The organism is Glutamicibacter sp. NPDC088483 (genome assembly GCF_044753145.1).
GTDB lineage: Bacteria > Actinomycetota > Actinomycetes > Actinomycetales > Micrococcaceae > Glutamicibacter.
The window spans coordinates 1-10,285 of the sequence record NZ_JBIVMP010000011.1 but is presented as its reverse complement, the minus strand read 5'-3'; the positions used below and the strand labels follow the sequence as shown (position 1 = coordinate 10,285).

Genomic DNA, 10,285 nt, shown 5'->3' with positions numbered 1-10,285 from the left:
GACAGGTCTCCGCGGGGTACGGGCAGATGCATGATGCTCCTTCGTTCACACTGATCGCACGGTCAGCACTAGTGGCCTGAGGATGATCGTGCCAGTAACCTTCGGCCAAAGCCAGCATATAGAGGAAAAACCAAGGTTATGCCCACCACCGATGTACTCCAGCCACTGAAGTACCCAGAATCCGGGAATTGCTTCCAGGCCGCCCACCCATGGAGTACATTCTTCCGCTGAAATGGAAAGAAGCCTTCCGGGAGGATGAACTCACCGAACACCTGGAACAGTTCCCCAATGGATTGAGGTGACGATGGTCGGCGGCCCCGACGGATACCGCGGGGATATCCTCTTTAAAAATTTCGAACTCAGCCGCACTATCCTTGCGCGAGGATGAATCCAAGGCCGTGCCGATGAGCTTCTGGTGATTTGGAGGTCGCCAACTGCAGCGCACTTCAGAGCCCAACGCCTTCGTCAATCCCATGACTTCCAGGATCAACCTCTACGTCTGGTTCTTGAGCTGTCCATTCTTCCTCTCGGAATGCTGCTGCGTCTAAAGCCAGCGGCGGCCGGATCCCTCGTCGCTGCCACGCTGCTCTTAGCGGAATGGGCCGTTGCCGGGGATGGCACGTCTTCCCTTTCACCACCATTCTTTTCGGGCCATCGTGGGTGGCAGAACGCGCCTTCACATCATGTGTTGCGCTGGGATAGCGGGCAACGGAAGAAATATCCTATGCCGGAGGACGGCTACGTATTGGCTCAAGTCCCATGCGGGGGCTTGCGGAGGCTTTCTTAAGCCCGGCAAAAGAATAGTTAGGCTCACCGCCGTCTACTGTTCGCCGGAGGCTTTTCCCGCTGCCGATTCTTGCACGCGTTCCAACTGGCGGTTCAGGCTTTCCAACTCACCGCTGGCCCGAGCCAACTCGATCGGGGATTGCGCCACCGCAAGGACCTGCACTAATTCAGCTTGACGCTGACGCATGGCTTCAATATCCATTGTTTCCTCTCCATCCCTAACCTGGCTGCCTCGCAGCCATTGATCCACTACGGATACAGGATGGCACCGAAGAGCCTTCGCGATGTACTACCTGAGAGTAACCTCCCTATCGAAGGGGTATGGTTCAAACTTCTCCAGGAAATTTCTAGCGTGAATAAGGTACGACGGCGCCAGCCCGGGACTCCCCGGTTTGTGCCAAGCCGACCCATTCCCACGGCGGAGAGAACCATGTTTTTCCATAAGCAAGAACTCCAGTACAACGCCACCCCGGACCACCCCGATGCGGTCTATGCCCGCAAGCTCCAAGAAGTCCTCGGCGGCCAATACGGCGAAATCACCGTCGCCATGCAATACAGTTTCCAAGCCTGGAACGCCCACGTGCCTGGCAAATACCGCGACCTGATCTTCGGCATCGGAGCCGAAGAATTCGGACACGTCGAAATGCTGGCCACCATGATCGCCCAGCTGCTGGAAAAGACACCTTTAGGCATCACCGAGGAAACTGTGCAGTCTGATCCGGTCATCGCCGCAGTGGTCGGCGGTACCGATGTCCAACAAGCCATTGTCGCCGGAGCCGGAGCCCGGCCAGTTGATAGCATGGGCAACCCGTGGAGCGGAGCCTATGTCACTGCTAGCGGAAACCTTCTGGCCGATTTCACTTCCAACGCCAACGCAGAAATGCAAGGACAGCTCCAAGTCGCCCGGCTTTACCACATGACCGATGACCACGGGGTCAGGGATATGCTCTCTTTCCTGCTAGCCCGAGACACCATGCACCAGAACCAGTGGACTGCAGCAGCGATGGAGTTGCAGGCCGAGGGGATGGAGAAGATGCCGGTGCCGAGCAACTTCCCGCAGTCCAAGGAACACACCGAAGTTTCGTACCAGTACCTGAACTTCTCTGACGGTGCTGCGGCAGCCGACGGCTCATGGGCTTCCGGCCCCACACCAGACGGGAAGGGCGAATTCACCTACCTGGACGGGCCTTCCAGCTGCGCACCGATGCCGGCACCAACACGCCCAGACAGCAGGTTCTTCGGTACCACTGACGTGCCGAACATCGTCGAGAAGACTGCCGGAGCCGTCCAGGACAAGTTGAAAAAGGAATAAGCTCTCACTTCGTCGTGAGGATTCTTTCCACCCACCGGCGTGGATAGCGAATTGCCCATGAGATCCGAAAACAAAGGAATGAAATGAGCCAGGAACCGACACGGAATTCCATCACGCCTGACGGAGATGAATCCCCAGGCAAAGGAACTAAAAACGAAGAAGAGGCGCTGGCAAGAGAATGGGAGAGAGAATCATTCCCCGCCTCCGACCCGCCCGCCAACTATTAGGAAAAGCCGATCGGACACCGAAGATGTCGTAGCCGGTTGGATCCCAACCGATTTACGCGGTCGGAAATTTTCAAGTCAAGTGAGACCAATGAGTGTTAACCAGCTTGCATTTCTTGTCCTTCCAACCGCTTCACCGGCTCATTGATCCACGCCGCTTCGGGCATCTGAAGCTTCTTCGGCAACCTGCGCCGCCCAAAACGCTCAGGATGCTCATCCCAAGCCTTCTGCAATGCAGCCAACCTCTGGTCATCAACATGCCCAGTCATCCCGAAATGAACATCAGCAGGCGTATGGAACCCAATCCCCGAATGGCGATGGTGCCCGTTATACGACTGAACAAACCGGTCCATGAAAGCCCGGGCATCAACAAGTGATCCAAACCGCTGCGGGAATGTCGGAAGATACTTCAAGGTCTTGAACCACGCCTCACTCGACAGAACTTGAAGAAACTGATTTCTCAGACGGCTTGGAACTTCCTGGTGCCATCGTTAATGAGGAGCTTTCCGTCAATGTGATCCCGCAAGGTGAAGACGAATTCGTCTGCGCGGGATGCTTTACCATTCGCCATCGAAGCCAGGCAGAGAAGAACACAGCTAACGGGTTCATCTGCCGTGACTGCGTTCAAGAATATTCGTAGCACAATAGCAGCGGTACTCCATTGGCTTCAACCGCTGATTACAGCCCCGCTCGTTACATCCCTCGTACCGAGATAACTTCCGTCATTAGGCTCTGCGCATGCGATTCTATCCAGCGGCACTGACCGAAGAAACAAGATTCTCACAGTTCAGACTTCCCCGGCCGGCCTGAGAAACCTCGACGCATCCTGGCATCTAAACAGGGTGATTCGGAGCTAGAGTTCTCTGGCACGTCGTACGTTCCTTGCCCCAACAACGATAAAAAGCACAGGGACTACGAGAAACACCCCAGTGAAAATCAGTACCAGCAAGGCGCCGCGCGGCATCCGTCCTGCATCAATCTCCTTATAGACATGTTGCAGAACAAAGTCCTCAGGATGATCTCGATCGTGGTATAGCTCAACGATATCTCCTTCGCGCCAGAATGGTTCAGGGTACTGATCAGAGGAGGCCACCTTGGAAGTAGATAGGAAGTCCCTTGTCCGGACTTGGCTATGTTCTACGCGACCCTCGACCGTTCCATTATTGTGCATGTACGTAATGGAAGCGCTCGTCGTAGTGGTGTACTGGCGTGATCCTTCCCGCGCTCTGCGCGATGAATGCTCCACTGCGACAGGCCCAATGATCCCAATGCTAGGAACACCTTCTGATCTCAGCCGATCATAATTGCGCTGTTCCTCAAACTGACCCATAAATGCCACAACACCAACGAGTGTGATGATCACAACCAGTCCAAGACCGATCCATCGGAATACGCCTGTTCGTCGCGCAATCCGGTTCTTATCCCAACCAGGGGCAAAATACCCGTTCCCGTAGCCGTCATTACGGTACCAATTAGTGGTATTGCTTATTTCGAAAGCAAACTTAGACGACGTTTGCTGCTCAGAACGCCGCCATCCTGCAGGCGGCTCAAACATCGCAGCTCTTTTCTTGGAGGCGGCCGCTTGAAGGTTTTTGGGTTTGTCAGGCACGGATTGGGTTCACTTTCGTTACGGCGGCGTCACCCCAGTTTATCCATACGAGGAATACGAAAATAGGCTAGCCGCAGCCAGCCCGGACATTGCTCAGGCTCTTTCGCCTTCTCGGATATATACGAATCCTAGCGACGATGCCGCAGTAGCTTCGTATGTTGGACTAGAAAATGATCGTGGTCAATGAATAACGGTTTTAAGCCGAGCGGCGCGTTGGACGGATACTTCGCTTTGCTGCTACTGAGACCTTGTATGGCAAGTATTTTCTCACTGCCGGTAATTTTGCCCTGAAGCTGATTTTGTAGGAGCAGGTGTGCTGACGTTCATGGCCCAGATTGCAAGGGTTCAAGGTCGCAAAGAACGCGGCGCTCCAGCTTTCGCAGACACCCCATGAGCTCATGATGAATTCTGGTGGACCCAAAGTCTTACTGCATCCTACCTGTCGCCGACAGCGAGGAACGGGGCGCGGTCATCTCTACCCGCAGGTTTGTCCGTCACACTCGGTAGTTCTGTCTGCCTCCGAGTCCATCCAGAGCTATCCACCACGGGCTCCTTCCCAGCTCTTCGCAGTCAGAACCACTCAAATTATCGGCAACCCGCGACCGAAGTTACTCGTTGCGCTCATCAAAACTGGCTGGATTCTGGGAATCCCCCCGTAGTCCCTATCGGCTACTGAGAAATGATTATCCTGCTGATTACCTGATAGACCAGCCCATCCACATGACTCGACGAATCATTCACTGTCACCGAAGATAGCAACCGTCCAGGGAAGGAGCAGCGCGATGGCCATCCACCAGATCCACATCACCACCAACACTGACGTATGGGAAGTTTCCTTGAACGGCTCGTCGGAAGGCCGATTCGATACTCAATACGAGGCATCCAGCTTCGCCCGGCGCCTCGCTTACCAAATCGGCGGTGCACAGATCAGCGTGCACGGGCCAGACGGCCGGATACGCGAGAAAAATACTATTTCAGCCGAAGAGCCACGCAACACCCCGGCATGACAGTCCGAGAGGAACGGAACATCCCAGGATGCAAGCGCGGATGACGTCCTCTGCCGGGTGGCATCAGTAAGGGTGGCATATTGATACTGAGGAACGGATATCCAAGTTCACTAGGGGAACGAGATGAGCACTAACCATTTTCATGTACTGGCCAACGGAGAAGCCTGGGTCGTCACTTTGGGCGGGCTGCATCTGGAAAGTTGTGACTCGCAGTCTGAGGGATATCGCGAAGCGCTATCCAAAGCTACAGAACTGGGCTCTGGTGAGATCTACGTTCACGACGTGTCCGGAGATCTCGCATGGCGCGAGTCGATACCGAGTAGCCAACGCTCGGAATATCCCGCCGTCCCGGAGGAATGAAAGAGATCCTGGATGAATATCCGGTAACTGATGGCAGGCAAGACTCTGAAGAGCTTCCTCCGAGGTCGGCGAAGCCAGCTTCTCATAAAGATAACAAGTAAATGCATGCCGGCGCCAAGACTGATGGACTAGAGGCGGTACCGGATCGAATTCAAACCTGCAGATTCTCCGCGAGATTGCTTATCTGGTCGTAATTCTTGACTCTTAAGGTCCGTCTGCAAGATGTAGGGGAACGAGCCTTTCACGCGGTGTCAAAGCCTTACTCCACTGATCGTCTCGTAATCTCTTCTCAAATGCTGTAGCCCATGGGCATGAAAGGACGCGTTATGGCAGCCGTAGAGAAACGGTGCACGGAATTAGCAGACTCGATTTCGGCAATACTTCAGAGAACCCATCAGACTGTGTCCGTCGCCGAATCGTTGACAAGTGGAGCTCTTTCCTCTTGCCTCGGAGCGACCCAGAATTCGTCAGAGTGGTTCCTAGGGTCTGTCGTCGCCTACAGCAGCGAGGTTAAGTTCACCGTCCTGGGCGTCGATCGCGGGAAGGTTGTTACTGCACGCTGTGCAGGCCAGATGGCTTCAGGAGTGGCTCGATTGCTTGGGAGTGACCTCGCTGTTGCAGTAACAGGTGTTGGGGGGCCGGGGCCTGAGGAGGAAGAAGCAGAGGGCACAGTTTATATCGCTGTTTACACACAAAGCGGCGTACACGCGCAGAGGTACCAGTTTGAGGGTGAGCCTGCAGAAGTCCTAGATAAAACGATTTTCCAGGCGTTGCACCTTCTCCGCGCCGCACTCACGGCCTGAAGCATTGAGGCCGGCAGAAATATCTAGGATCTTTGCCAGCTACCTTAGAGGAACCTTACCGGTCTGGTAAGACCTGCGGGATGGGCCTATGTTGGGAAAAGTGTTCCTCACACAGGGTGGGGACCTCACGGAAGGAGAACAATCATGGCAGATGAAAACAACTCCGGACAGTTCGGAAACCGCGAAGACACTGAAGAGCAGGCCCAGAAGGGCGGCGAAGCAAGCACCGGCAGCTTCGGCGAGGAGAACAGCGCCGATCCGAGCGAAGCTGGCCGCACGGGAGCTGAAGAACAGCCAACTGAAGCGAAAGCTCGCGGCGGAGAAAACAGCCACTAAAAAATTTAGCTGAATTCCGGTAGCTGGCACGGGCCATTCCGTGTCAGCTACCTTCATCAAAGACGCAAATTAGCTGTTTTCCACATCACTCGCAGTACAAGGAGACCGCTTCCCGCGCCCTGCAGGCCATGGAATCCAATGCAAACACCTTAACTGTGTACTCACCACTCCACTAGTATCGGGGTAGTTTCAGATCTTCGACCCCGCCTGACCCGCTACGGCAAAGGAACGGCCAAGATATGACTAACTCGCTATGGCTTACTCACCGCGAACCGATAAAGACAGATCTTTTCGTGCCGGACGACACCTCTGACGTCCTCGTCGTGGGTGCAGGACTCACCGGGCTCACCACCGCGTTACTACTGCGAAGGGCTGGTTTGAAAGTCACCGTCATAGAAGCGCGTTCTGTCGGCGCGGTAACTACCGGGCATACCACCGCCAAGCTCAGCTTGCTCCAAGGCACGATTCTGTCGGACATGAGAAAGCATTTTTCCCAGGAAATCGTCAACGCCTATGTTCAAGCCAATCTTGAAGGCCAGGCATGGCTGCTGCGCTATCTGGAAGAACACAAGGTAGCAGTGCAACAACGTGACGCCTTCACCTACACCACGGACCCGTCACGGATAGAGCTACTGGAGCACGAGATCCGGATTGCCCAAAACGCAGGCTTAGATGTTCACTGGGCTGCAACAGAAATCGGCCTGCCGTTCCCCGTACAGGCGGCACTGCGACTCAAAGATCAAGCCCAATTCGACCCCATGGATGTGCTGGAAACATTGGCTAGCGACCTCCGCTCGCGCGGGGTACGCATCGTCGAAGGCGTGCGGGTGCGCAAGGCAACGTCGGGTTCCTTCACCGCACTCCACACTGACAAGGGAACCAACCGGGCACAGCATGTCGTCCTGGCTACCGGATTCCCGATCCTTGATCGCGGATTGTATTTCGCCAAGCTCACACATTCCCGATCGTACGTAGCAGCCTACCGAATGCCCTCAGCGTCCGGATCATTGCCTGAAAACATGTACCTTTCAGTCGATCAGCCAACTCGTTCCCTGCGTACCGTTCCTCAGTACAACGCGCCCGATCTCCTGCTCGTTGGCGGCAATGATCACCCTGTGGGCAAACGAATATCCGAATCCGAGCAGCTCAAAGACCTCGACGACTGGGCGCAACAGCATTTTCCCGGCGTTCAAGCCGTGCACCAGTGGTCCGCCCAGGACTACCAGTCAGCAAATATGGTTCCTTTCGTCGGCAAGCTTCCCCGTAGCTCAGGAAACATTCATGTGGCCACTGGCTATAACAAGTGGGGCATGACCAACGCCGTTGCCGCAGCGCTGCAGATCAGCTCAAATATCCTGGGAGGGAGCATTCCTTGGGCTGAAACGCTTTCGCATCGCATCACTAGTCCCCGGGACCTAGCCGAAGGCGCGAAATTCAATGCTGGTGTCGCAAGAAAGCTGCTCACTGGGTGGAACTCAGCGATATTCGCTCAAGAAGCATCTATCCAAGACAGCACGCGAGACGCGGCAAAATCCTCGAATCCGGTTGATGGTCCGAGCGATGAGCCTAAGACCGAACAAGGAAGCAACGGGTGGGTTCGACGGCAAGGCCTCAAACCTGTAGCAATATCCACTACGGCAGAAAAAACGTGCCAAGTTTCGGCTGTGTGCTCTCATTTGGGTGGCATCTTGTCCTGGAACGATGCGGAGGAATCCTGGGATTGCCCCCTGCACGGTTCACGATTCTCCCCAACAGGCCAAGTCCTGGAAGGACCAGCAACCCAAGACCTCAAGACAATATCCCCTGACGAGCGTTCTTAAGGGGCGCGCACGAAGACAAGCCCGGTTTCCACTTTCTCCATACTGGCTGTTCCTCAACAATAATTCTTCGAGCCGGATTGGCGACTGGCGCCCAGCCACCCGGTTTTCTCGTTCTCGAGCTGAAAGACAACATTCATGAAAATCCAGCACAATGTCGTCGAAGGCATACACCGCATCGAGCATGCCGCAGTCAACTGGTACATCGTCGAAGATCGCAACGGGTTGACGATCGTCGATGCCGGGTTGCCGACCTCGTGGAAAATGCTCTTGACTGCGCTGCTCGAAATGGGAAAGGAACTCACCGATATCAAAGCGTTGATCCTCACCCACGGCCATTTCGACCATATCGGCTTCGCCGAACGCTTGAGACGAGAAACGAAGATCCCGGTGTACATTCACGACAATGATGTGCCTTTGCTGCGCCATCCGCGTCAGTATGGCCGCAATCGCGCGGTGTCGTGGTATTTGGCAACGCAGTTCAGGGCACTGCCTGAGGTGGCACGGCTGATAGCCAATCGCGCCTGGTGGCCGGAGCCGGTGGCCGAAGTGCACCGGATCCGAGAGCAGGTACTTCCCGTGCCTGGAAACCCCGAGGTGCTATTGACTCCAGGACACACCCACGGGCACTGTTCCTACTACTTCCCAGATCATGGCGCCCTCATCGCCGGGGATGCGGTCGTCACCTACAATCCCTATCGGGCCACGGCCTATCCGCAGATCGTTTCGGACGCTGCAACAGTGGATCCTGAACGGGCACTTGAGTCCTTGGCGGTTCTTGCCGCCACGGGAGCAAGAACTGTCTTAATGGGCCATGGAGAACCGTGGCATCAGGGGGTCGAGCAACTGGTGAGCATCGCCAGATCCCACGGCAGCTCCTGAGTTGAACGGACTAAAGGTACCAGGCACAAGGCTGTAATGGGTCGACTTCAAATCCATGGATTCTCGCTCATGTCGTACGTTCCTCTAGGAACCTCGAGGTCGAACCGGGCCTTGAATTCCTTGGCCACCTTCTGATGAGCTTCTCTGCCCAGGGGATGGAGGTTCTGGCAGTGGGCAGCTGCAGAGAACTTCGTCACGAATTCCGCCCCCGTGGCCGGGTCCCACCATGAGCTGTCGTTGACGCAGCACAGGGACCGCAGCAACCGGCGCGCCTCGCTTCGCGAGATGTTGGGTGACGGCGGGGCACCTTCTGCTAGGCCGACTTGATCAAGTTGCCAGATAAGTTCCGGCGCCTCTTTCAGGCGGCCGGAGTCCCGAAGGTGGTCTCGGTGTTCAAGGTCGTGCGCTTCCATGAAAAGTTCGTTGCCTGTCTCCATTTCGGCCCAGCTGCGTTCCATGTCGGAAGCGTGATCCCGATCCGTAAGGTGTTCGGCTCGATGCGAGAGGCGGCTTGCTGACATCAGATGCCCGACCCCAGGCCAGCGCAGTTGATCCGCACAAGAATATTCTTCCACCACCAGTGGAGTGAGCGATAAGTAGCCGGGCAAGGAATCGGTGCGCAGGTCGATATCGAACTGGGCGAAGAGCTGGTCAGCAAAATCCATGCGGGCAATATCGAGTTCCGGATAGATGAGAAACCTGTGCAGATCCCGCTGGAGGAGGCCTATTTGCTCGTGTGCGGCCACATCCCACCACAACGTTTCATTCCGTGCTTGTATAATTCCTTGCAGCTGCGCCGCATCATACCGATCCGTGAGCGCATAGGCGCTTGCCTATTTAGCCAGCAATCCCGAGATAGCTAGATGCTCGTGAACTGACTGCCGCTCATCGATTCGCTCAATAGTGAATGTGGCTACTGACATCCGTGTTTCCCCTTTGAAGCAACGGCTCCGAGAATTAGTAGAACGGCGGTGCCGCGGTGCCGTAATAGCTCGGCAGGAAAAGGTATCTGAAGTTCTCGCCGGTAAGCAGGCATCACAATCCTATTTCCGTTGCTCGAACTTCATGAGCTTGTGCGTGCCATCGCAAAAAGGCTTGATGGCAGAGCCCCCGCAGCGGCATAGCGCGACGGGCCCTTTCCGGGCCTCG

The 10,285-nt window shown here is 55.6% G+C and carries 13 protein-coding genes and 1 pseudogene; 9 read left to right on the top strand and 5 right to left on the bottom strand.

Annotation, left to right across the window (positions count from 1 at the left end; translation table 11 throughout):
• Positions 1–820: 820 nt before the first annotated feature.
• On the bottom strand, positions 821–988 hold the full coding sequence (locus ACIP6G_RS18155) for a hypothetical protein (protein ID WP_365946725.1): 168 nt from the start codon (positions 986–988) through the stop codon (positions 821–823).
• A gap of 228 nt (positions 989–1,216) precedes the next feature.
• Between ACIP6G_RS18155 and ACIP6G_RS18150 the strand changes: the two genes are divergently transcribed.
• Together ACIP6G_RS18150 and ACIP6G_RS18145 are read left to right on the top strand one after the other, a co-directional pair.
• The gene (locus ACIP6G_RS18150; RefSeq protein ID WP_365946727.1) at positions 1,217–2,098 is read left to right on the top strand and encodes a manganese catalase family protein; all 882 of its coding nucleotides are present in this window, start codon (positions 1,217–1,219) and stop codon (positions 2,096–2,098) included.
• An 83-nt stretch (positions 2,099–2,181) separates the two neighbouring features.
• On the top strand, positions 2,182–2,325 hold the full coding sequence (locus tag ACIP6G_RS18145) for a hypothetical protein (RefSeq protein WP_400291628.1): 144 nt from the start codon (positions 2,182–2,184) through the stop codon (positions 2,323–2,325).
• A gap of 95 nt (positions 2,326–2,420) precedes the next feature.
• On the opposite strand, the pseudogene ACIP6G_RS18140 reads toward ACIP6G_RS18145, so the two are convergent.
• Positions 2,421–2,756, bottom strand: a pseudogene (locus tag ACIP6G_RS18140) (integrase core domain-containing protein); the annotation flags it as partial.
• Between the two features lie 35 nt (positions 2,757–2,791).
• Between ACIP6G_RS18140 and ACIP6G_RS18135 the strand changes: the two are divergent.
• Positions 2,792–2,962: a DUF4193 family protein gene (locus tag ACIP6G_RS18135; protein WP_365946607.1), complete on the top strand. Its 171-nt coding sequence runs from the start codon at positions 2,792–2,794 to the stop codon at positions 2,960–2,962.
• A gap of 213 nt (positions 2,963–3,175) precedes the next feature.
• Here the strand turns inward: ACIP6G_RS18135 and ACIP6G_RS18130 are convergent, their stop codons facing one another.
• A complete protein-coding gene (locus tag ACIP6G_RS18130; protein WP_365946608.1) occupies positions 3,176–3,931 on the bottom strand; it encodes a DUF3592 domain-containing protein in 756 nt (251 codons plus the stop codon).
• A 782-nt stretch (positions 3,932–4,713) separates the two neighbouring features.
• Between ACIP6G_RS18130 and ACIP6G_RS18125 the strand changes: the two genes are divergently transcribed.
• The 6 genes from ACIP6G_RS18125 (at position 4,714) to ACIP6G_RS18100 (ending at position 9,136) form a co-directional block, all read left to right on the top strand.
• Positions 4,714–4,938: a DUF2188 domain-containing protein gene (locus ACIP6G_RS18125; protein WP_365946609.1), complete on the top strand. Its 225-nt coding sequence runs from the start codon at positions 4,714–4,716 to the stop codon at positions 4,936–4,938.
• 123 nt (positions 4,939–5,061) lie between these two features.
• A complete protein-coding gene (locus ACIP6G_RS18120) occupies positions 5,062–5,298 on the top strand; it encodes a hypothetical protein (RefSeq protein ID WP_365946610.1) in 237 nt (78 codons plus the stop codon).
• A 326-nt stretch (positions 5,299–5,624) separates the two neighbouring features.
• Positions 5,625–6,101 carry a CinA family protein gene (locus ACIP6G_RS18115; RefSeq protein WP_365946612.1) on the top strand — a complete coding sequence of 159 codons (477 nt, stop codon included), beginning with the start codon at positions 5,625–5,627 and terminating at the stop codon, positions 6,099–6,101.
• 144 nt (positions 6,102–6,245) lie between these two features.
• Positions 6,246–6,437 carry a hypothetical protein gene (locus ACIP6G_RS18110; protein ID WP_365946613.1) on the top strand — a complete coding sequence of 64 codons (192 nt, stop codon included), beginning with the start codon at positions 6,246–6,248 and terminating at the stop codon, positions 6,435–6,437.
• Between the two features lie 239 nt (positions 6,438–6,676).
• Positions 6,677–8,257, top strand: a complete 1,581-nt coding sequence (locus ACIP6G_RS18105; protein WP_400291627.1) for an FAD-dependent oxidoreductase — start codon at positions 6,677–6,679, stop codon at positions 8,255–8,257.
• A 135-nt stretch (positions 8,258–8,392) separates the two neighbouring features.
• Positions 8,393–9,136: an MBL fold metallo-hydrolase gene (locus ACIP6G_RS18100; RefSeq protein ID WP_365946615.1), complete on the top strand. Its 744-nt coding sequence runs from the start codon at positions 8,393–8,395 to the stop codon at positions 9,134–9,136.
• A gap of 47 nt (positions 9,137–9,183) precedes the next feature.
• On the opposite strand, the gene ACIP6G_RS18095 is transcribed toward ACIP6G_RS18100, so the two are convergent.
• Together ACIP6G_RS18095 and ACIP6G_RS18090 are read right to left on the bottom strand one after the other, a co-directional pair.
• Positions 9,184–9,882 (bottom strand): hypothetical protein, encoded by a 699-nt coding sequence (locus ACIP6G_RS18095; protein WP_365946616.1) that lies wholly within the window; start codon positions 9,880–9,882, stop codon positions 9,184–9,186.
• 297 nt (positions 9,883–10,179) lie between these two features.
• A partial coding sequence (locus ACIP6G_RS18090; RefSeq protein ID WP_365946617.1) for a CDGSH iron-sulfur domain-containing protein occupies positions 10,180–10,285 on the bottom strand: 106 nt, incomplete at its 5' end.